Annotated in this window: 20 protein-coding genes; 19 read left to right on the forward strand and 1 reads right to left on the reverse strand. The window is 44.5% G+C overall.

The genetic code is table 11. The annotated features are described in order from the left end of the window. Nucleotides 1-29 precede the first annotated feature (29 nt). The 6 genes from acsE to LU279_RS05960 all read left to right on the forward strand — a co-directional run bounded on the left by acsE (nt 30) and on the right by LU279_RS05960 (nt 6,044). Nucleotides 30-818 (forward strand): carbon monoxide dehydrogenase/acetyl-CoA synthase methytransferase subunit, encoded by a 789-nt coding sequence (gene acsE / locus LU279_RS05935; RefSeq protein WP_274421608.1) that lies wholly within the window; start codon nt 30-32, stop codon nt 816-818. Nucleotides 819-899: 81 nt separating this feature from the next. Continuing rightward, nucleotides 900-2,822 (forward strand): corrinoid activation/regeneration protein AcsV, encoded by a 1,923-nt coding sequence (acsV, locus tag LU279_RS05940; protein ID WP_274421609.1) that lies wholly within the window; start codon nt 900-902, stop codon nt 2,820-2,822. 96 nt (nt 2,823-2,918) lie between these two features. Beyond that, nucleotides 2,919-3,629, forward strand: a complete 711-nt coding sequence (locus tag LU279_RS05945) for a DUF3786 domain-containing protein (RefSeq protein WP_274421611.1) — start codon at nt 2,919-2,921, stop codon at nt 3,627-3,629. 61 nt (nt 3,630-3,690) lie between these two features. After that, on the forward strand, nt 3,691-4,320 hold the full coding sequence (locus LU279_RS05950) for a cyclodeaminase/cyclohydrolase family protein (protein WP_274421612.1): 630 nt from the start codon (nt 3,691-3,693) through the stop codon (nt 4,318-4,320). Between the two features lie 18 nt (nt 4,321-4,338). Further along, complete coding sequence (locus LU279_RS05955; protein WP_274421613.1) at nt 4,339-5,193, forward strand: bifunctional 5,10-methylenetetrahydrofolate dehydrogenase/5,10-methenyltetrahydrofolate cyclohydrolase; 855 nt, start codon at nt 4,339-4,341, stop codon at nt 5,191-5,193. Then, nucleotides 5,190-6,044 (forward strand): glucosaminidase domain-containing protein, encoded by an 855-nt coding sequence (locus LU279_RS05960; protein WP_274421614.1) that lies wholly within the window; start codon nt 5,190-5,192, stop codon nt 6,042-6,044. The genes LU279_RS05955 and LU279_RS05960 overlap by 4 nt, the downstream gene beginning before the upstream one ends. Before the next feature lie 242 nt (nt 6,045-6,286). On the opposite strand, the gene LU279_RS05965 is transcribed toward LU279_RS05960, so the two are convergent. Then, entirely contained in the window at nt 6,287-7,792 is a 1,506-nt protein-coding gene (locus tag LU279_RS05965; protein WP_274421615.1) for a 4Fe-4S dicluster domain-containing protein, read from the reverse strand. 408 nt (nt 7,793-8,200) lie between these two features. On the opposite strand from LU279_RS05965, the gene LU279_RS05970 reads away from it, so the two are divergent. The 13 genes from LU279_RS05970 to LU279_RS06030 all read left to right on the forward strand — a co-directional run bounded on the left by LU279_RS05970 (nt 8,201) and on the right by LU279_RS06030 (nt 22,365). Next, nucleotides 8,201-8,680 carry a complex I 24 kDa subunit family protein gene (locus LU279_RS05970; RefSeq protein WP_138269913.1) on the forward strand — a complete coding sequence of 160 codons (480 nt, stop codon included), beginning with the start codon at nt 8,201-8,203 and terminating at the stop codon, nt 8,678-8,680. After that, complete coding sequence (locus LU279_RS05975; RefSeq protein WP_274421618.1) at nt 8,677-10,548, forward strand: NADH-quinone oxidoreductase subunit NuoF; 1,872 nt, start codon at nt 8,677-8,679, stop codon at nt 10,546-10,548. The genes LU279_RS05970 and LU279_RS05975 overlap by 4 nt, the downstream gene beginning before the upstream one ends. A 15-nt stretch (nt 10,549-10,563) precedes the next feature. Continuing rightward, nucleotides 10,564-12,252, forward strand: a complete 1,689-nt coding sequence (locus LU279_RS05980; RefSeq protein ID WP_274421619.1) for a [FeFe] hydrogenase, group A — start codon at nt 10,564-10,566, stop codon at nt 12,250-12,252. A gap of 356 nt (nt 12,253-12,608) precedes the next feature. After that, nucleotides 12,609-13,451: a fumarate hydratase gene (locus LU279_RS05985; protein WP_274421620.1), complete on the forward strand. Its 843-nt coding sequence runs from the start codon at nt 12,609-12,611 to the stop codon at nt 13,449-13,451. Nucleotide 13,452: 1 nt separating this feature from the next. Next, the gene (locus LU279_RS05990) at nt 13,453-14,025 is read left to right on the forward strand and encodes a Fe-S-containing hydro-lyase (protein WP_274421621.1); all 573 of its coding nucleotides are present in this window, start codon (nt 13,453-13,455) and stop codon (nt 14,023-14,025) included. Nucleotides 14,026-14,198: 173 nt separating this feature from the next. Then, the gene (locus LU279_RS05995; protein WP_274421622.1) at nt 14,199-14,393 is read left to right on the forward strand and encodes a hypothetical protein; all 195 of its coding nucleotides are present in this window, start codon (nt 14,199-14,201) and stop codon (nt 14,391-14,393) included. Between the two features lie 190 nt (nt 14,394-14,583). Beyond that, a complete protein-coding gene (spoIVA, locus tag LU279_RS06000; protein WP_274421623.1) occupies nt 14,584-16,053 on the forward strand; it encodes a stage IV sporulation protein A in 1,470 nt (489 codons plus the stop codon). Between the two features lie 241 nt (nt 16,054-16,294). Next, nucleotides 16,295-17,746, forward strand: a complete 1,452-nt coding sequence (locus tag LU279_RS06005; protein ID WP_274421624.1) for a sugar transferase — start codon at nt 16,295-16,297, stop codon at nt 17,744-17,746. Between the two features lie 162 nt (nt 17,747-17,908). Beyond that, nucleotides 17,909-18,844: a cysteine synthase A gene (gene cysK / locus LU279_RS06010; RefSeq protein WP_274421625.1), complete on the forward strand. Its 936-nt coding sequence runs from the start codon at nt 17,909-17,911 to the stop codon at nt 18,842-18,844. Nucleotides 18,845-18,890: 46 nt separating this feature from the next. Beyond that, a complete protein-coding gene (locus LU279_RS06015) occupies nt 18,891-20,198 on the forward strand; it encodes an O-acetylhomoserine aminocarboxypropyltransferase/cysteine synthase family protein (RefSeq protein ID WP_274421626.1) in 1,308 nt (435 codons plus the stop codon). A 159-nt stretch (nt 20,199-20,357) separates the two neighbouring features. Continuing rightward, the gene (locus LU279_RS06020) at nt 20,358-21,254 is read left to right on the forward strand and encodes a tRNA 2-thiocytidine biosynthesis TtcA family protein (RefSeq protein WP_274421627.1); all 897 of its coding nucleotides are present in this window, start codon (nt 20,358-20,360) and stop codon (nt 21,252-21,254) included. 18 nt (nt 21,255-21,272) lie between these two features. Beyond that, nucleotides 21,273-21,704, forward strand: a complete 432-nt coding sequence (locus LU279_RS06025; protein ID WP_274421628.1) for an RrF2 family transcriptional regulator — start codon at nt 21,273-21,275, stop codon at nt 21,702-21,704. Nucleotides 21,705-21,795: 91 nt separating this feature from the next. Then, complete coding sequence (locus LU279_RS06030) at nt 21,796-22,365, forward strand: glycerol-3-phosphate responsive antiterminator (RefSeq protein ID WP_274421629.1); 570 nt, start codon at nt 21,796-21,798, stop codon at nt 22,363-22,365. The last annotated feature ends 121 nt before the right edge of the window (nt 22,366-22,486 follow it).

Raw genomic sequence — 22,486 nt, forward strand, 5'->3', positions numbered from 1 at the left:
TATCAAACCACGTAAAGGAGAACACAGGTATGTCAAAATTTATCACAATTGGTGAAAGACTTTCAACAACTGCACCGGCAGTAAACAAAGCGTTTACAGAAAGAGATCCGGAGCCGATCCTTAAAAGAGCAAAACAGCAGCTTGATGCAGGCGCTACTTATCTGGATGTAAATATCGGACCTGCTGAGAACGATGGTCCTGAGCTTATGAAATGGGCTGTAGAGCTTCTTCAGAGCAACTTTGACAACGTTCCGCTGGCACTGGATACTTCCAACGTAGCAGCTATTGAAGCTGGTATTTCCGTATACAACCGTTCCAAAGGAAAACCGATCGTAAACTCCGCTGACGCAGCAGGAAGAATCGAATATGTTGACCTTGCAGCAGCTAACGATGCTATCGTTATTGCTCTCTGTAACGGAGAAGGAATTGCAAAAGACAATGATGAGCGTATGATGTTCATGCAGACACTGATGGAGCGTGGTATGGAGCACGGCATGGATGTTGAGAACGATATGTGGTTTGACCCGCTGTTCCTGGTTATCAAAGGAATGCAGGACAAACAGATGGAAGTTCTTGAGTTCATTAAAATGATCTCTGATATGGGCATGAAGAGTACAGGCGGTCTTTCCAACAACTCCAATGGTATGCCGAAGAACATCCGTCCGATCATGGATTCTGCTATGGTAGCTATGGCTATGATGCAGGGACTTACCTCCGCAATCGTAAACCCGAACGATCTTCGTCTGATGGAGACTATTAAGTCTTGTGATATCATCAAGAATAACAATCTGTACGCAGATTCTTATCTGGATATCTGATTTTTACATGTGGATCACAGAGAGGGCTGGAGACTTCGGTCTTCGGTCCTTTCTTTATATCAGAAGAAAGGTGGTTGCTTTTTGTTTAAAGTAACATTTGCATTTGAAGATGGCAGTGTGGTAGAGACGTATGCCAATGAAGGAGATAATCTGCTGGAAATCGCACGTGAGGCAAATGTGGCGATCGATGCACCATGTTCAGGTAATGGCGCCTGTGGGAAATGCCGCGTGCAGCTCAAATGCGGAGAGCTGAACACCAAAAAAACACTTCATATTAGTGACGAAGAATTTCAGAATGGCTGGCGTCTTGCCTGTATGAGCAAAATTATCGCGGACGTGGAAGTGCTTGTACCGGATATCGCCTCTGCTTATAAAAGCAGAATGAAGGTTGCGGACCTGAGCTCTAAAGAAGAGCTTGCCATTTTTGAAAATGCCAAGCGGGAAGTGGAGCTGGCAGGAATTGAATTAAAGAACAGTCTGGATGTTGTGGAAGTAAAGATGGATCCGCCCACTCTGGATGACACCATGCCGGATGTGGAAAGGCTTACCAGAGCTCTCCGCAAATTTATGAATCTGAAGCGTGTAAGGATTCCTTATGGAGTGCTCAGAAAACTTCCGGATGTTCTGAGAGAAAGCAATTTTACAGTAAAATGTGTCCTTCGTACAACCCCGGACGACATGTTTGTTTATGATATTTTTGACAGCAGAGAAGAGGTTGTTGTCGGTGGTCTTGCTGTGGATATCGGTACTACAACCGTATCTGCGGTTCTGATCAATATGGAAACAGGAGAAATCCTGGCAAAAAGTTCTGCAGGAAACGGACAGATCCGTTTTGGCGCAGATGTGATCAACCGTATTATTGAGGCAGAGAAGCCGGGAGGAAGAGAAAGACTTCAGGACGCAGTGATCAAAGAAACGATCAACCCGATGATCCATGAGATGTGTCGAAGCGCTCATTTTCCGGAAAAACAGATTTATCGCATGTGCGTGGCAGCCAATACTACAATGAACCATCTTTTTGCAGGGATCAATGCCGATCCTCTTCGTATGGAGCCGTATATTCCGGCATTTTTTAAGACAAATTCTCTGTTTGCGTCAGATATTGGAATTGACATCAATCAGGATGCCCATATCATCATAGCTCCTAATATCGGAAGCTATGTAGGCGGAGATATTACAGCGGGAACCCTTGTCAGTATGATCTGGAACAGACCGGAGTTTTCTCTGTTTATCGACCTTGGAACCAATGGGGAGCTTGTATTTGGAAACTCTGATTTCATGATGAGCTGTGCCTGCTCTGCAGGACCGGCTTTTGAGGGCGGAGATATCAGCTGCGGTATGCGTGCAACTGATGGAGCCATAGAGGCCTGCACCATTGACAGGGAGACTATGGAGCCTTCCTATGAGGTGGTTGGTGAGCCGGGAACAAAACCGGTGGGACTTTGCGGTTCCGGTATCATTGATGTGATCAGTGAACTGTTTTCAGCAGGGATCATTAATCCAAAAGGTAAATTTGTCCGTGAAGGCAGAAGAATCCGTCATGACAAATATGGTATGGGAAGCTATGTGATCGCCTTTGAGGAGGAAGCAGGTTCTTCCAAGGATGTTGAGATCACAGAGGTGGATATTGATAACTTTATCCGCGCCAAAGGAGCAATCTTCTCAGCAATACGCACCATGCTTTCATCACTGGACTTTGATGTTTCCATGATTGATGATGTGTATGTAGCGGGTGGAATCGGAAGCGGTATCAACATGCGCAACGCAGTAAAAATCGGAATGCTTCCGGATATTCCTCTTGAAAAATTCCATTATATTGGAAATTCTTCGCTGTCAGGCGCATACCTGATGCTGTTGTCTACTCCTGCGGAGAAAAAGACATATGAACTGGCAGCAAATATGACATATATGGAGCTCTCCACAGTACCGATTTATATGGATGAGTTTGTGGGAGCCTGCTTTATTCCTCATACGGACAGTTCTCTGTTTCCGTCTGCAGAATAAAACAATAAAAATATCCGGTTCAGAAAGAAAGCACAGTGCGGCTTTCCGTTCCGGATATAAGAACAGGAAAAGAATCAGATTTTACAGAGGTGTGCTATGAGTTCTGACTTAAATGAAGTAAAATCCGTCAGTCTGTCAGAGGAAGGTTCCGTAGGCGACAGACTGGGATATGAAAAAGACAGCAAGGAGAGAATGCCCTGGGAGCATTATCTGGAGGAGTTCGGGAAAGCAGATCCGAAAGAGATTGCCAGCCGTCTTTCCATCCCTTATGACGAAACGGAAAAAAGCTTTGAACTTCCGTTTCTGGGAAGTGTCTATTACATTTCCTGGCCTGATTTTCGTGTGACTCATAAAGAGGATCAGAAAGGTTACTATCCTCTTGAGGAAATGGTATATGCCAGGATCCTGACCATCCGTTTCCTTTTGGGAGGAATGAGATCCCATGGAACCGGAAAAATGAAAACCTACAGGGAAATGCCCTGGGGAGAAGTGTATTTAAGACAGTTTGACGGACGCTGCATCAAACGTCTTGCCTTTTCTTATGGAAATCGTCTGAAGGACTTTAAAGCTGTTATGGAGCATATTCAGGCAGCGCCTGTAAAACACGGGGATCTTGCTTATGAAATTGAAATTTACCCGGACTATCAGGTGCAGATGATTCTCTGGGAGGGGGATGATGAATTTCCGCCTTCCTCTCAGATTCTGTTTTCGGATAATTTCCCCGTATCCTTTCAGGCGGAGGACATGGCTGTGATGGGAGATGTGATCATCGGAGCTCTGAAAGCATACGGAAAAGTAACAGATTAAGATAAAAAATACAGTTTGACAGCAGGGATCAGCTGTGTATCATCACCAGGAGGGTAAAATTATGGGATTTTCAACAAGTACATGTACAGAGTTTGTTGAAGTACTGGCTTCCAAGGCACCGGTACCGGGCGGCGGCGGCGCTTCCGCACTTGTTGCGGCAGTGGGAACTGCGCTGGGAAATATGGTGGGAAGCCTGACAGTTGGAAAAAAGAAATATGCGGATGTGGAAGATGAAATGTGGGAGCTGAAAGCAAAATGCGATCAGCTTCAGAAGGATTTCCTCCGTCTCATTGAAAGAGATGCCGAAGTGTTTGAGCCTCTTTCCAAAGCATATGGAATGCCGAGAGAAACAGAAGAAGAAAAGGCTGAAAAGGCAAGAGTTATGGAGATTGTTCTCAAGGATGCCTGCTCCGTACCAATGGAGATCATGGAAAAATGTTGTGAGGCAATTGAGCTGATCGTAGAATTTGGCGCAAAGGGCTCCAAGCTTGCCATCAGCGACGCAGGTGTGGGCGCTGCTTTCTGCAAGGCAGCTTTAAAGGGAGCCAGCCTGAATGTGTACATAAACACAAAATCCATGGCAGACAGAGCGTATGCAGAAGAGCTGAACAGAAAAGCTGACGCAATGCTTGAGAAGTATACAAAGATCGCTGACGAAACTTTTGACAGCGTTCTCGGAAGACTGAAATAATTAAGGAGGAAATGAAAAATGGCAAAACAGTTATTGGGAAAAGAAGTAACAGCAGCACTGAACGAAAAAATTAAAGCAAATGTAGCAGAGCTTCAGGCAAAGGGTGTAAATCCTACCTTGTGCATTATCCGTGTAGGCGAGAATCCAAGCGACATTTCCTATGAGAAAGGCGCTACCAAGCGTTGCGAAACACTTGGCGTAGCATGTGAAAAAATCCTTCTTCCGGGAGATGTTTCTCAGGATGAGCTTCTTGCAACTATCGACAAAGTAAACAAAGACGACCATATCCATGGCGTTCTTCTGTTCCGTCCGCTTCCGAAGCATCTGGATCAGGCAGTGATTGAAAATGCACTTGCTGCAGAAAAAGACGTTGACTGTATGACAGACCTTTCTATGTCTGGTGTTTTCACAGGCAAAAAGATCGGATTCCCGCCATGTACACCGCAGGCATGCATGGAAATCCTTGATCATTACGGAATCGACTGCACAGGCAAAAAAGCAGTTGTGATCGGAAGAAGCCTTGTAGTAGGAAAACCGGCAGCTATGATGCTGGTTAAGAAAAACGCAACAGTTACTATCTGTCATACAAGAACTGTTGATATGCCGTCTGTGACAAGAGAGGCAGATATTGTGATCGTGGCTGCAGGACGCGCAGGTGTTGTAGGCGCTGATTATGTAAGAGAAGGACAGACTGTTATTGATGTAGGAATCAATGTAAATGCAGAAGGCAAACTTTGCGGAGATGTTGATTATGCAGCAGTTGAGCCGATCGTAGATGCGATCACACCGGTACCGGGCGGAGTTGGAAGTGTTACAACATCTGTTCTGGTTGGACATGTGGTAGAAGCAGCAATGAGAAAGGTAAATGAATGATTTTTTCTCGGAAGAATAAGTTCTTCTGGGTGTATCTGACCCTGACGGGCGCTCTGATTTTCAGGGCGCCTGTTTCTGCATTGGCAGATAAAGCGCCTGATCCGTCAGAAATCCAGGGGCCTGTAATGAAACCACAGGAAGAAAATACAGCTTTGCAGGGAAGCAGAAACGCAGAGAGTATATCAGAAAAGACGGATGAAAACAAAAACGGCAGAGAAAGTGATCACTCAGAAGAAGGTAAGATCAGCAAGCCGTCCTATTCTTACAGAAGCGGTCCCGGGACAGCGGGATTTGTGGACGATTCCACAGATAATACCTATGGCTATTATACCATTATGGGAACCACCACGGTCACGTTGGAGGAAATGACTTCTCTTTATGAGGAAAATGGGGCAGAGTATCCAGCTTCTTTGAAAGAGGGAGGCGCAGAAACCATTGAGGATTTCTGCAGTATTATCCTGGAAGAGGCAGAAATAGAAGGCGTTCGTGGAGAGGTGGTTTATGTGCAGGCTATGCTGGAAACAGGATGGCTTCAGTTTGGCGGAGATGCAGTGGAAAACCAGTATAACTTTTCGGGTATTGGAACAACCGGCGGAGGGGCACAGGGAAATTCCTATCCGGATGTGCGAACCGGGATCCGGGCTCAGGTTCAGCACCTTAAAGCTTATGCCAGCACAGAGAAATTAAATGAAAGCTGTGTAGATTCCAGATTTGACATGGTTAAGAGAGGTTCGGCTCCCTATGTGGAATGGCTGGGAATCCAGGAAAATCCTGACGGTGGCGGCTGGGCCGCAGGAAAAGGATATGGGGAGAAACTGATAAAGCTGCTTGAAGATATGAAGGAAGAGTGATTCAGAAGTAAACATATTTTTAGATAAAACAGAATATGTGATCATCCAGCTTTTTTAATCGGTTTGTGCATTGACCGGTCAAAAATATCTCAATACAAAAAGGTACAGCAGCTTCGGTTATTTGAAGATTTTCGTCTTTTAATACCTGAAGAAACTGTACCTTTTTATTTTTATTTCCCATCAGACAGGCTCCGGGGGAGTGCAGAGGTATTCAATCTTAGAACTCTTCTGCGTGAGTCGTTTTAATCCAGCTTGATTTCTTCCAGTTCTTTCTCCGGAAGTTTCTTGGAAGAATCTTTAAGATACTGCTTTAATGCTTTGGAGGATGTTGCAAAAGGCACATTGGTTCCTGCGCCGCCCATACAGCCGCCCGGACAGGCCATACCCTCGATCATACATCCCTTCAGCTTTCCTGCTTTTGCAAGAGTCAGCATTTTTTTGCAGTCTGCCAGTGTTTCTGCATGTTCGATATGAACCGGAACTTCCGGGTAGTATTCTTTCAGACAGGCTTCGATGGCGCCTGCCACACCTCCTGCAACAGCATATCCACGTCCTGCAGCAGTGGCATTGTGCAGAGATTCCTCGCCCTCAAAAGATGCCGGATCAATTTCTCTGGCGTCAAACATGGCAGAAAGCTCCTCAAAGGTTACAACAAAATCCACATCACTTCGTACAGAGGTACGCATAGCCTCCAGTTTTTTTGAGGCACAGGGACCTACGAAAACAACCTTGGAATCCGGATGCTCCTGTTTTACCTTACGGGCAGTGGCAACCATAGGTGTAAGCTCCTGAGAAATATTATCGATCATATCCGGGAAAAATTTCTTTGCCATCATGGACCAGGAGGGGCAGCAGGAGGTCAGAAGAAATGGAAGGTTTCCGGTAGCTACTTCTTTTGCATAGTGATGAGCCTCGGAAATAGCTCCGATATCTGCTCCCAGAGCCACTTCATATACATCGGAAAATCCAAGGATCTCAAGCGCGGTTTTAAATTTACGTGGGGTTACATCTTCTCCAAACTGACTGATGTAAGCCGGAGCAACAATGGCAATGATCTTATTTCCCTCACGCAGAGAGTGGGCAAGCTGGAAAATCTGAGATTTGTCAGAAATAGCTCCGAAAGGACAGCTTACCATACACATACCGCAGGAAACGCATTTATCATCCAGAATCTTTGCGCGACCCTGTTCGTCGCTGCCAATGGCCTTGACACCGCAGGCCTGCTCACAGGGGCGGACATTGTGTGAGATGGCGTCATAGGGACATACGGCTTTACATTTTCCACATTTGATGCATTTGTCCTGATCAATATAGGATTTGCCATTGACCATGGAAATGGCGCCCTTTGGACATGCCTGCATACAGGGATGAGCCACACAGCCTCTGCACATATCGCTGACAATATATTTGTTGGGAGGACAGGCTGCGCAGGCAGAAGGAATTACCTGCATAAGAGGCGGTTCATAATATTTTTCATCAATATTGCTGGCCTCCAGCCCGGAGGTCAGATGGACTGCCCTGTTTTCAGGACGGAGAGAAAGACCCATGGCAAGGCGTACACGTTCGCTTGCCACAGCACGTTCCCGGTAAATGCTCTCTCTGTACTGTGCCCGTTCTTCTACAATAGAGTAGGGGATTGCTTCAATGTCATGAATGAGAGTTTCATCTTTGGATTCAAATCCGACTTTAGCCACTTCTGTAAATATTTTATGACGTATCTGTTTTACAGGAGTATCCAGGTTTCTCATAATCAATATCTCCTTTGCGTGTATTTTGTCTACCAGTTCTTTTAATCATATATGAAAAAAAATTTAAAATCAATATTTATCCTGTATTTTTACAGGCACAAAAAAGGTTGGAGGATCATCTGTATTATTCAAAAAATGATGAAAGACGGTATCAGAATGGACTGTGATGGTAAAATGGATATAAATTGTAGAGATTATGATAAATACTGATATATAATTGAAGTAAAAATAACAATAATGTTTAAAAAATAACAAACTTTATATATAATTTGCAAAAATTCAGAAAAATTAAAAGATAATACTTGTGGAAACTGCTTGACTCATGTATAATTACAGCATGAGTAACTGGCAAAAATGACCAATATAAGGAAAGAAAGGTAAGGACACAAGCATTAAGGAGGGAAATGCATGTTAGATCAGTCTTATTACACAAAGACGGACGAGATTATTGAACATTATGGACGCAAAGCTGCGTCCCTGATTCCTATTATGCAGGATATTCAGGCGGAATATCGCTATCTTCCCGGAGAGCTTCTCACTTATGTGGCAGAACAGATTGGTGTGACTGAGGCAAAGGCCTACAGTGTTGCCACATTTTACGAGAATTTTTCTTTTGAGCCAAAGGGAAAATATATTATCAAGGTCTGTGACGGAACCGCCTGTCATGTACGAAAATCCATGCCTGTGAAAGAAGCCATGATGAAGGAACTGGGTTTAAGCCATAAAAAGCATACCACTGATGATATGCTGTTTACCGTAGAAACCGTTTCCTGCTTGGGCGCATGCGGACTGGCTCCCACACTGACTGTGAACGATGAAGTACACCCGAAAATGACACCGGAGAAAGCGGTGGAGCTGTTGGAAGAACTGAGAGGTGAAAAGGCATGAGTATTATTTCAAAGGAAGACCTGCTTAATAAGCAGAAAGAAGCTCAGGATACGATCAGCACTTATACCTGCCGTGTTCTTGTCTGTTCCGGCACTGGCTGCATGGCTTCCGGAGCACAGAAAATATATGATGAAATGTTAAAGCTCTGCGCCGATCTGGATGGAGTTCAGGTGGAAATGCAGAAAGATATTCCTCATCTTGGTGTGGTAAAAACAGGATGTCAGGGTCTTTGTGAACTGGGACCTCTTGTAAGGATCGAGCCATATGATTATCAGTATGTACATGTACAGGTAGAGGACTGTAAGGAGATTGTAGACCGGACTGTGATCGCGGGACAGCCGGTAGAGCGGCTTTTTTACAGAGAACATGATAATATCTGTCCGCATCCGGACGATATTCCGTTTTTGAATCAGCAGACACGTATCGTTCTGGAAAACTGCGGCAGGATCGATGCAGAGTCTATCGATGAATATATTGCGGCAGGCGGCTTCCAGGCAATGACGAAAGCATTTTTTGACATGACGCCTCAGGAAGTCATTGATGAGGTGACAAAATCCGGACTGAGAGGACGTGGAGGTGCCGGTTTCCCTGCAGGAAAGAAATGGAGCCAGGTTGCCCGCCAGAAAGAAACAACCCGTTATGTGGTATGCAATGGTGACGAGGGTGATCCGGGCGCATTTATGGACGGCTCTGTTATGGAAGGCGATCCCTATAAAATGATCGAAGGTATGGTGATCGCCGCTTATGCGGTAGGCGCCGAAAACGGATATATCTATGTGCGTGCAGAATACCCTCTTTCTGTAAAAAGACTGCGTATGGCTATCGAACAGGCAGAGTCTTACGGACTGCTGGGAGACAATATTCTGGGTTCCGGCATAAATTTCCATTTACATATTAATCGGGGTGCAGGCGCATTTGTATGCGGCGAAGGATCTGCTCTGACCGCTTCCATTGAAGGCAACAGAGGTATGCCACGTGTAAAACCGCCTCGCACAGTAGAAAAAGGCCTGTGGGAAAAGCCAACTGTTCTGAATAATGTAGAAACTTATGCAAATGTTCCAAAGATCATTCTTCAGGGAGCGGAATGGTTCCGTACCATCGGAACAGAGGGAAGTCCGGGAACAAAGACGTTTTCTCTTACAGGTTCCATTGAAAATACCGGTCTGATCGAGGTTCCTATGGGAACAACTCTGCGTCATATTATTTATGATATTGGCGGAGGGTTAAAGAGTGGAGCGGCATTTAAAGGCGTTCAGATTGGAGGTCCTTCCGGCGGCTGTCTGGTAGATGAGCAGCTTGACCAGCCCCTTGATTTTGATTCTGTAAAAAAACTGGATGCCATTATGGGATCCGGCGGCCTGGTAGTCATGGACGAAAATACCTGTATGGTAGAAGTGGCCCGTTTCTTTATGAGTTTTACTCAGAGAGAAAGCTGCGGCAAATGTGTTCCCTGCCGTGAAGGAACCAAACGTATGCTGGAGATTCTGGAGAGGATTGTTGACGGTCAGGGAAAGATGTCAGATCTGGATGAGCTTGAAGAACTTGCATCCATGGTTCAGAGCATGGCTCTCTGCGGTCTTGGAAAGAGTGCGCCTCTTCCGGTCATCAGTACTCTGAAACGCTTCCGGGATGAGTATGAGGAACATATCCGGGATAAAAAATGCCGTGCAAAAGTTTGTACAGCCCTTCGTCAGTTCCACATTAATGAAGAGTTCTGTATCGGATGCGGCAAGTGCGCCAAGAACTGTCCGGTGGGAGCGATCACCGGAAAGATCAAGCATCCGTATCACATTGACAATGACCGTTGCATCAAGTGCGGAGCTTGTAAAGATAACTGTAACTTTGATGCAGTTTATGTGGAAGCGTAGAAGGGAGGAACGATTATGGGTACAATGACCATTGACGGTAGAAAAGTTGAATTTACCGATGAAAAGAATGTGCTGACAGTAATCCGTAAAGCAGGCATTAATATACCGACACTGTGCTACCATTCCGAGGTTTCTACCTTTGGCGCATGCCGTCTGTGCACCGTGGAGGATGACAGAGGCAGGACTTTTGCTTCCTGCTCTGAAGAGCCGAGAGACGGAATGGTGATTTACACCAATTCCGGTAGAATTAAAAAATACCGTAAGCTGATTGTGGAACTGCTTCTCGCAGCCCATTGCAGAGACTGTACTACCTGTATTAAAAGCGGAGAATGTATTCTTCAGGAGCTGGCACATCGTCTGGGCGTAAGAGATATCCGTTTTGAAAATACAAGAGAGGTACGTGAACTTGATACCAACTCACCGTCCCTGGTGCGGGATCCCAATAAATGTATTCTGTGCGGTAACTGTGTACGAGCCTGTGAGGAACTTCAGGGAATCGGAGCCCTTGGCTTTGCTTTCCGTGGTACAGAGGCCATGGTAATGCCTGCCTTTAACAAAAATATTGCAGAAACCAACTGTGTAAACTGCGGACAGTGTCGTGTATACTGCCCCACAGGAGCTATTTCAATAAAAACTCATATGGATGAGGTGTGGGATGCTCTTTCTGACCCGAAGGTACGCGTGGTGGCACAGGTTGCCCCGGCGGTCCGTGTGGCAGTAGGGGATCATTACGGACAGCCCAAGGGACGCAGTGTAATGGGAAAAATCGTCAATGCGCTTCACCGCATGGGATTTGATGAAGTTTATGATACAACCTTCAGTGCGGATCTCACGATTATGGAAGAAAGTGCAGAATTTTTAAGGAGAGTGGAAAAAGGTGAAAATCTTCCTCTTCTTACTTCCTGCTGCCCGGCCTGGGTAAAGTTTGTTACAGACCAGTATAAAGAATTTATTCCGAATATATCAACCTGCAGATCTCCGCAACAGATGATGTCTGCAGTGATCAAGGAATATTTCCGTGATCCGGAAAATGCTCAGGGCAAAAAAACAGTCATGGTTTCCATTATGCCATGTACAGCCAAAAAGGCTGAGGCGATCCGCCCCAACAGTTTTACAAAGGGAGAGCAGGATACGGATATTGTAATTACAACTACTGAGCTGATCCGTATGATCAATAACTTCGGACTTGATTTTGCAGCTCTGGAGCCGGAAGCCTGCGATATGCCATTTGGTTTTGGTTCCGGCGGCGGAGTGATCTTTGGTGTTACCGGCGGTGTAACAGAGGCTGTATTAAGACGTCTTACTCCGGAACACACCAAGGAAGCCATGAGAGAAATCGCTGAGTGCGGCGTTCGAGGCGAGGAAGGAATCAAGGAATTCAGTGTTCCCTATAAAGGAATGGAAATTAAGGTCTGTGTGACAAGCGGACTTGCCAATGCCAGAACTGTTATGGAACGTGTAAAGAACGGCGAGGCAGAGTATCATCTGATCGAGGTTATGGCGTGCAGACGCGGTTGTATTATGGGCGGAGGCCAGCCCACAAGAGCCGGAGACCGAACAAAGGCGGCCAGAGCCAGAGGTCTGTACAATGCAGATAATACAATGATCATTAAGAAATCAGATGAAAATCCTCTTGTGGTGGAACTGTACGATACCCTTCTCAAGGGCAAAGAACACGAACTGCTCCACAATGAATTTTATTAAAAGGAGTGATTAAAAAGGGCGGGCATAACTGTAAAAAGAGCAGTTCATGCCTGCCCTTTTGGCAGGAACCGGTACGGATGGATGAAACATTCAGTAAGGAATGCAGAAATGACCGGTATAAAGGAAGAGAGTTTCATATATTTCTTGCGCAACACTATTATTTGCGTTAGAATAATGAAAGAAACAGTAAATAGGCAAATAAAAAGATACACAAAGTTCTCATTTGTCTGATTTATATACAGGATTTGGTGATTTTCTGTGTTTGTATATGACAGATCCTAAGGTGTGGAATCAGACAGCTGCTTATTTACAGTTAAGAAGTAATGATCATAAACTACATATAAAGAGGTGTCATCATGCGTGAAATTCAAGCATCACAGATTACAGAAGTAATTGAACGTCTTTGCATAGAGGCAAATACGGTTCTCCCTGAGGATATGAAACAGGCGATCCGGACCTGCAGAGCCTGTGAGGGCGGAGAGATTGCCGGAGGTGTTCTGGACAATATTATTGAGAATTACGAAATTGCGGAAAAAGAGCAGGTTCCCATCTGCCAGGATACGGGAATGGCCTGTGTGTTCCTGGAAATCGGTCAGGACGTACATATTGCCGGAGGGGATTTGAGAGAAGCTGTAGACGAGGGTGTCCGCAGAGGCTATGATAAAGGCTATCTCCGCAAATCAGTTGTAAAAGATCCTGTCCGCAGAGGAAATACAGGAGACAATACTCCGGCGATGCTTTATACAGAGATCGTTCCCGGAGAACAGATAAAAATCACCGTAGGTCCCAAAGGCTTCGGAAGTGAAAACATGAGCGCCATCCGTATGTTCAAGCCCTCTGCCGGTATTCAGGGTATTAAAGATTTTATTCTGGAAACAGTAGAAAATGCAGGACCTAATCCATGTCCTCCAATGGTGGTTGGCGTAGGGATTGGAGGAACCTTTGACAAGGCGGCTCTTCTTGCCAAAAAAGCTCTGATGCGTCCTGTGGATTCGGAAAATCAGGATCCTTACTATGCGGATCTGGAAAAGGAAATGCTTAATAAGATCAATGAACTTGGAATCGGGCCTCAGGGATTTGGCGGCAGAACCACAGCGGTAGGCTTAAATATTGAAACTATGCCCACACATATTGCAGGAATGCCCTGTGCGATTAACATCAGCTGCCATGTAACCAGACATAAGACGGAGGTGCTTTAAAATGGAACGACATATTACTTTACCCCTTACAGAAGAACTGGCAAGAAGCCTTCATGCAGGAGATTCCGTTTATCTGACAGGAGAGATCTATACCTCCAGAGATGCCGGCCATAAGAGAATGTGCGAAGCCCTGGAAAGAGGAGAAGAGCTTCCCTTTGATCCAAAGGACGCTACCATTTATTATGTAGGTCCTACCCCTGCCAAGCCAGGACAGGTGATCGGGTCTGCAGGCCCTACTACAAGCGGAAGAATGGACGCTTATGCTCCGACTATGATGTCTGTGGGCGCAAGAGGAATGATTGGAAAAGGAGCCCGTCTGCCGGAAGTGGTAGAAGCCATGAAAAAGTATGGGGGAGTTTATTTTGGAGCCATCGGAGGTGCAGGCGCCCTTCTTGCAAAATGCATAAAAAAAGCGGAACTGGTAGCTTACGAAGATCTCCAGTCAGAAGCTTTAAGGCGTCTTTATGTGGAGGATATGCCTCTTGTTGTGATCATTGACAGTGAGGGCAAAAATCTTTATGAAGAGGGAAGGGAAGCGTACCTTTCTGCCAGAAGAGAAAAGCAGGATAACTGAAAAATAACTTTCCCATAAAAGGGACCGGACATTTTTGAAAGTTTTAAAACAAGACAAAAATTATCCAAAATAATATTGACATCAGACGGCAGTCAGGGATATACTGAAATCAGATGATGGCATGGGAAATGCCGTAATAAAAACTGTATTTTTAATCGAAGGAGGAAAAACAAATGGCAGTTATGGATGGATGCGAAAGCCAGTACAGAACTTCAGTTATTGAAGAGAGAGTATGTCCGAAATGCGGAAAAGAGGTGGAAGTCTTTACTTCCCGCGGAAAGCTTACAGAAGATACGGTTTGTTCCTGCGGCTATGTATTTCAGGCAGAGGAAGCGGTTCCTCTGAAAACAGAGCACAGGGATCAATGATCATCCCGCAGATAAAATCAGGTGCCTACTAAAAATCCTGTTCTGACGTAAATTACAGAAAAACACAGAGTAAAAAAGCAGACATACAGATTACAGAGATTTGTCTTAAAAGTAACATGAATAAAATGCCTCCTGCATATAAATATAACAATACATGGGATTGTGTGAATATATGCAAGGGGGCATTTTTATGGAAAATTTTCAGGTTTATCGGGATATTCAGGCACGTACCGGCGGTGATATATACATAGGTGTTGTAGGCCCTGTCCGCACCGGAAAATCCACATTTATCAGACGGTTTATGGAGCAGCTGGCTCTTCCGGCAATGAGTGGAGAGCAGCAGGCAGAAGTAAGAGATCAGCTGCCTTTAAGTGGTTCCGGAAAGCTGATCACAACAGTGGAACCGAAGTTCATTCCAAGGGAGGCGGTTCCTGTTACTCTGGGAGAAGATCAGAAAGTGCGGATACGGCTGATAGACTGTGTGGGTTATCTGGTGAAAGACGCTTCCGGTCATGTAGAGGAAGGCAGAGAGAGAATGGTGAAAACACCCTGGTCTTCCAAAGCGATTCCTTTTCATGAGGCAGCAGAGGTGGGGACAGGAAGAGTGATCCGGGAACATTCTACCATTGGACTTCTGATCACAGCGGATGGAAGCTTTGGGGAAATCCCGGGTGAGAATTTCAGAGAGGCAGAAGAAAAGACAGTCAGGGAATTAAAAAAACAGGGAAAACCGTTTTTGATCTTGGTAAATTCCCAGATGCCCTATAAAGAAGAAACATTACAGCTGGCAGAAAATCTTCAGAAAAAATATGGAGTGACAACGGTTACAGCTAATTGTGAGCAGCTGAAAAAAGAAGATATTGCCAGGATTCTGGAAAAGGTGCTGTATGAATTTCCTGTCAGTGAAATTCAGTTTTATGTGCCGAAGTGGGTAGAAATGCTCCCTTCTGACCATGAACTGAAATCACAGATTCTGGGGCAGATCAGGAAGCTGATGAAGGAACTGGCTCATATTCGTGATGTGACTAAGGAAAAAGTGCAGATGGAAGGTCCTTATGTACAGGATACGCTTCTTGACTATGTAGGGCTTTCTGATGGGATTGTCAGAATACGGATCCAGATCAGAGACGAGTATTACTATCGGATTTTGAGCGAACTGTGCGGAGTTTCCATGGAAAGTGAGTATGACCTGATCCATACGATGAAAGAGCTTTCCCAGATGAAAGAAAAGTATGTTAAGGTTCAGTCGGCTCTGGAGGCTGTCAGGGGAACCGGATATGGTGTGGTGGTGCCGGAACTGGAAGAGATCGAGATCGAAGAACCGGCTGTTATGAAACAGGGAAATAAATTCGGAGTCAGGATCCGATCAAAAAGTCCGTCTATTCATATGATAAGAGCCAATATTGAAACAGAGATTGCCCCTATTGTGGGGACAGAGCAGCAGGCACAGGATCTGATCCAGTATATCGGACAGAGTGGCCAACGAGGTGAAAGTATCTGGGAGACCAATATTTTTGGCAAATCCATAGAACAACTGGTACAGGACGGAATCCGAAATAAACTGGCTTCCATTGGAGAGGAAAGCCAGGTGAAGCTTCAGGACACTATGCAGAAGATCGTCAATGACAGCAAGGGCGGGATGGTGTGTATTATTATATGATTTTTTTATCGGCACAGAAAAAATAAAAAGGAGGGAGCTGCTGAATATACAGGATTTTTTCAGATAATATGTCCCGAAAACTGGATTTTACGAAAACAGCAGCTCCTTCAGATAAAAATACAAATAAAAATGAACAAAATATAAAAAACGGATAAAAATAGTATAAAGAATCAGTTGACATCCAGCAAAATAATACTTATGATATTATAAAAAGAAAAATATATTTGGGAGTGTATGAAATATGTATAAAAAATCCCCTCAGGGCTGGCTGAAACACTGGGATTTTATTTTACTGGACATGATCAGTCTGCAGATTGCATTTATGATCGCATATCTGATCCGAAATGGACTAAGTAATCCTTACAGCCAGAAAATTTATCAAAATGAAGCAATTATTTTTGTATTGTGTCAGCTGGCAGTAATTTTTATCAATCAGTCTTTTGAGGAAATTTTAAGAAGAGGCTATTATGAGGAATTTGTAAAAACGCTAAGGCATGTCTGCCTTGTTATGCTGCTTTCTCTTGTACCTCTTTTTGTGACACAGCAGTCAGAAGCTTTTTCAAGGATCACTTATTTTATTACGGGTGCAGTATATTTTGTGGTTGCTTTTCTTTTACGAATAGTCAGAAAACGGCGATTATTTAAAAATAATGTGAACCTTGAGCATAAGCGTTCAATGATCCTGATCGCGCGAAAAGAGGATGTTGAACAGACAGTTCGGCGTATTCTCAGCAGTCCGATCCAGGAATTTGCAATTACCGGAATTGCATTTCTGGGTCAGTCAGAGGCGAAAGGCAGTATTTCAGGAATTCCGGTTGTGGGAAATATAAACAGTGTGAAAGATTATCTGGTCAGAGAATGGGTGGATGAGGTGTTTGTAAAACTCAGCGATGACGTTCCCTACCCACAGAAACTGATTGACGATCTGATCGTAATGGGAATTACGGTTCACCTGAGCTTGGGTGCAGTAGAAAAATCCCTCAGTGGAAAAAAATATACAGAAAGAATAGGAGATTATACGGTACTGACATCCAGTATCAATGTGGCAACTCCAAAACAGCTGCTGTATAAGAGAATGATGGATATTGCGGGAGGACTTGTAGGCTGTATCCTGACACTGATACTTACAGTGATTATCGGTCCTATTATTTACCTGAAATCACCAGGTCCTATTTTCTTTTCACAGATCCGTATTGGTCTGAACGGAAAGCGGTTTAAGATCTATAAATTCCGAAGTATGTACATGGATGCTGAAGAACGCAAAAAAGAGCTGATGAGCCAGAACAAGATGGATGGTCTGATGTTTAAAATGGACTATGATCCGCGTATCATTGGCAGTGAGAAAAAAGGAAAAGACGGAAAACCAAAAGGAATTGGAAACTTTATACGGAAAACATCTTTAGATGAATTTCCACAGTTCTTTAATGTTCTGAAAGGGGATATGAGTCTTGTAGGAACACGTCCGCCTACAGTGGATGAATGGGAGCAGTATGAGCTCCATCACAGAAGCCGTATGTCAACAAAACCCGGAATTACCGGAATGTGGCAGGTCAGCGGAAGAAGTGATATCACAGATTTTGAAGAGGTTGTCCGTCTGGACACTCAGTACATAGAAAACTGGTCTTTGGGACTGGATATTAAAATTTTATTAAAAACAGTAGTTTCTGTGCTGAAAAGCGAGGGCTCTGTCTGAAAGACTGCTGCAGCTTATGTTTCTCTGGAAAGAGAATATGAGCTGCGGCAGTTTTTGTTATAGTAAAACATCTGAAAACAGGGATTGACATTTTGTGGAAGTCATAATATCATACTAACATACAAAATAAGTATGTAATTAAAGGAAAGGCGGCAGCAGATCATGGCGAAAATTTATAAAGGAGCGCTGGGGCTGATCGGAAACACCCCTCTGGTAGAAATCGTAAACATTGAAAAAGAGCTTTCTCTTCCGGCATCTGTTCTTGTGAAACTGGAGTATCTGAATCCTGCCGGAAGTGTCAAGGACAGAGTGGCAAAAGCAATGATCGAGGATGCAGAGGAAAAAGGTCTTTTGAAAGAAGGCTCTGTGATCATTGAGCCTACTTCGGGAAACACGGGAATCGGGCTTGCGTCTATTGCGGCAGTGAAAGGATACCGGGTGATCCTTACCATGCCTGAGACTATGAGCGTGGAGAGAAGAAATATTCTGAGAGCATACGGAGCAGAGATTGTTCTTACAGAAGGCGCAAAGGGGATGAAAGGCGCTATTGAAAAGGCAGAGCAGCTTGCAGGAGAAATCCCGGATGCCTTTATTCCCGGACAGTTTGTAAATCCGGCTAATTCTGCGGCTCACAGATCATCAACAGGACCTGAGATCTGGAATGATACAGAAGGAAAAGTAGATATTTTTGTAGCAGGTGTAGGCACAGGCGGAACTCTGACCGGAGTGGGAGAATACCTGAAATCTAAAAATCCTGAGATCAGGATCGTGGCAGTGGAGCCTTCTGATTCTCCTGTACTTTCAGAGGGAAAGGGCGGTCCTCATAAAATTCAGGGGATCGGAGCAGGTTTTGTACCGGAGGTATTAAATACAGAAATCTATGATGAAATCATCCCGGTTGGCAGTGAGGATGCGTTTGCAGCGGCAAAGCTTCTCGCAAAAAAGGAAGGCGTGCTGGTGGGGATTTCCTCCGGTGCAGCCCTTCATGCAGCCTTTGAGCTTGCCCGCTGCCCGGAAAATAAAGGAAAGACTATTGTGGCTCTCCTTCCGGATTCAGGAGACAGATATTATTCCACCCCTCTGTTTATGGAACAGTAAAGACCAAAGATTTCCTGGCAGATAAAGAATAACGAGGAGTAAAATTATGGGTGAAAAAATCAGAAGAGAACAGAGAAAATTTAGATTTGAAACACTTCAGCTTCATGTAGGACAGGAATTTCCGGATCCGGCAACGGATGCCAGAGCGGTTCCCATTTATCAGAGTTCTTCTTTCGTGTTTCATAACTGTGATCATGCGGCTGCGCGGTTTGATCTCAGTGATGCGGGAAACATTTATGGAAGACTGACCAATCCCACACAGGAGGTTTTTGAAAAACGTATGGCAGCTCTGGAAGGAGGCGTGGCAGCTCTTGCAGTGGCTTCCGGGGCGGCAGCCATAGCCTATGCTGTCCAGAATGTGGCGCAGAACGGCGGTCACATCGTAGCGGCAAAAAATATTTACGGAGGAACTTTTAATCTGCTTCTCCACACGCTTCCTCAGTATGGGATCACAACGACCTTTGTAGATATTTTCAATGCCGAAGAGCTGGAAGCTGCCATTCAGGATCATACAAAGGCCATATTTATTGAAACTCTTGGAAATCCCAATTCAGATGTGGTAGATATTGAAGCAGTTGCCGGAATTGCCCATAAGCATAAAATTCCCCTTATTGTGGATAATACCTTTGCAACGCCTTATCTGGTGCGCCCAATAGAATACGGAGCAGATGTGGTAGTCCATTCTGCAACAAAATTCATTGGTGGACATGGAACAGCAGTGGGTGGCGTCATCGTAGACGGAGGAAACTTTGACTGGGAGGACTCCGGAAAGTTCCCCTGTCTTACGGAACCGGATCCAAGCTATCATGGAATCAGTTTTACAAAGGCAGCAGGACCGGCCGCCTTTGTTACCAGAATCCGTGCGATTCTTCTCAGAGATACCGGAGCTGCGCTGTCTCCTTTTCATGCCTTCCTTTTTCTTCAGGGATTGGAAACTCTGTCTTTAAGAGTGGAACGACATGTGGAAAACGCTCTTAAAGTAGCGGAATATCTTAACTGTCATCCCCAGGTGGAATGTGTTCATCATCCCTCTGTGACACAGGATAAAGACCAAAAAGCTCTTTATCAGAAGTATTTCCCAAAAGGCGGAGGATCGATTTTTACATTTGAGATCCGTGGAGGAGAGCAGAAGGCAAAAGAGTTTATTGATAACCTGGAACTGTTTTCTCTTCTGGCAAATGTAGCGGATGTAAAATCTCTGGTGATCCATCCTGCCACAACCACTCACAGTCAATGTACAGAAAAGGAACTTCTTGAACAGGGAATCCATCCCAATACCATCCGTCTTTCTGTGGGAACAGAAAATATAGACGATATTATCCAGGATCTGGAAGAGGCCTTTAAAGCAATTTAACAGACACCGGAATATTATGAAACAGAAATCCATATAGAGCATAGTAACATAAAACAAGAGAGAACTTCTTGACCGTAACATGTCTGTGCATGTATACTGTAACGGAGTTCTCTTCTTTTGCAGCAAAAAGAAGAAAACATCAGCAGAACGGAGAATGTTATGGATACAAATACCTTGGAAACAAACCAGATAAATGAGACCGGGCTTACAGAAGAGGAAGCCCGGAATTTAAGAATACGGGAAATTGAGAGAAGCATCATCAAAAAATTCCGTAAACCTATATGGAGACGTTTTACAAAAGCTATCAATGAATATGAGCTGATTAAAGACGGAGATAAAATTGCAGTGTGTATTTCCGGAGGAAAGGATTCCATGCTTATGGCAAAGCTTTTTCAGGAGCTGGCCCGTCATGGAAAAAAGAATTTTGAAGTTGTTTTTCTTGTAATGAACCCCGGATATAATGAAGCAAACTATCAGCTGATCCTTGAAAATTCCAAAACTCTCGGGATTCCTATTACGGTTTTTGAGTCGGAGATTTTTGATGTGGTGGCAGGAGAGGAAAGCTCTCCCTGTTATCTCTGTGCGAGAATGAGAAGAGGATATCTTTACAGCAGGGCAAAGGAACTGGGCTGCAACAAAATCGCGCTGGGCCATCATTATGATGATGTGATCGAGACGATCCTTATGGGAATGCTTTACGGAGCCCAGATACAGACTATGATGCCAAAGCTTCACAGTACCAATTTTGAGGGAATGGAGCTGATCCGCCCCATGTATCTTATCAGAGAGGAAGATATTATCCACTGGGCAAATTATAATGGACTGAGATTTCTACGGTGTGCCTGCCGCTTTACAGAGCAGTGTGCAGATGAAGAGACAGATAAAAGCTCAAAACGGGCAGAGGTGAAGGAGCTGATCCACAGCCTTGCTCAGAAGGACCCTGTAATCGAGTTTAACATATTTAAAAGCGTGGAAAATGTAAACATCAATACTGTGGTGGCATATAAGAAAGACGGAGTAAAACATCATTTCCTGGAAACCTATGATGAAATATAGCAGAAAGAGGCCGTTAGGATGAAGATATCAACAAGAGGACGCTATGCGATCCGTGTCATGCTGGATCTTGCAGAACACAATACCGGAGAATATATTCCCCTTATGGATATTGCCAAAAGACAGGAAGTTTCCGAAAAATACCTGGAAGCCATTGTGTCCGTTCTGAGCAAAAATAAATTTGTTCATGCCCTCAGGGGGAAAGGCGGCGGATACCGTCTTTCCAGAACACCGGAGGAGTACACCATGGGCAGTATTTTAAGGCTTACAGAAGGCTCCCTGGCGCCCATTGCCTGTCTGGAGGACGAGCCGAATCTCTGTGAGAGAGCTTCCGTCTGTAAGACTTTAACTATGTGGCAGGGATTTTATCAGCTGATTAATGAATATTTCGACAGGATCACACTGGAGGATCTCCTCCGTGAAGGAGAGGACGGGGGAAATTATGTGATCTGATTTCCATGTTTTTTCAGAAAATTTATTGAATCAGGAAGCCTTGTGTGATATAGTAAAATCAGTTCAAAAGGAAAGAAACGGGGCAGCAGAAATGAATCAGAATTTTTTGGATGCAGTGGAAGAAAATCCTGTGATCGCAGCAGTAAAAAGTCCGGAAGATCTGAAAGAATGTTGCGGTATCCCGGAGATCAGGATTGTTTTTATTTTATATGGGGACATCTGCTCTCTTGGAAAGATTGTAAAAGCAGTGAAGGATGCAGGTAAGATCGCTATGGTTCATGTGGATCTGATCAGCGGACTGAGTACAAGAGAGGTGGCTGTGGACTTTATCCATACCAATACTATGGCAGATGGGATCATTACCACAAAGCCATCCCTGATCCGAAGAGCCAGAGAATTGTCCATGTTTACGGTTCTAAGATTTTTCCTTCTGGATTCCATGGCATTTGAAAATATCTGCCAGCAGCAGTACAGTGTAAAGCCGGATTTTATTGAAGTTCTTCCGGGAGTGATGCCGGGCATTATTGAGAAGCTTTGCCATCTGGTAAAAATAAAGATCATTGCAGGCGGACTGATCTCAGACAGAGAAGCCGTGGTGGCGGCGCTGGATGCCGGTGCAATGGGTGTTTCCTCTACCAGTCATCAGGTATGGAGGTTATAGAAACAGAACAGGAATCCTGTTGGGACAACTGAAAAAGAAAAGGCATGAGAGAAGAGAGCCTGACAGATAGCGCATAGATTCTGTGCGTTTATTTGTCGGGCTTTTTCGTTTATCGGGAACT

Origin of the sequence: Blautia sp. XA-2221 (assembly GCF_028767025.1) — a bacterium.
Lineage (GTDB): Bacteria > Bacillota > Clostridia > Lachnospirales > Lachnospiraceae > Blautia_A.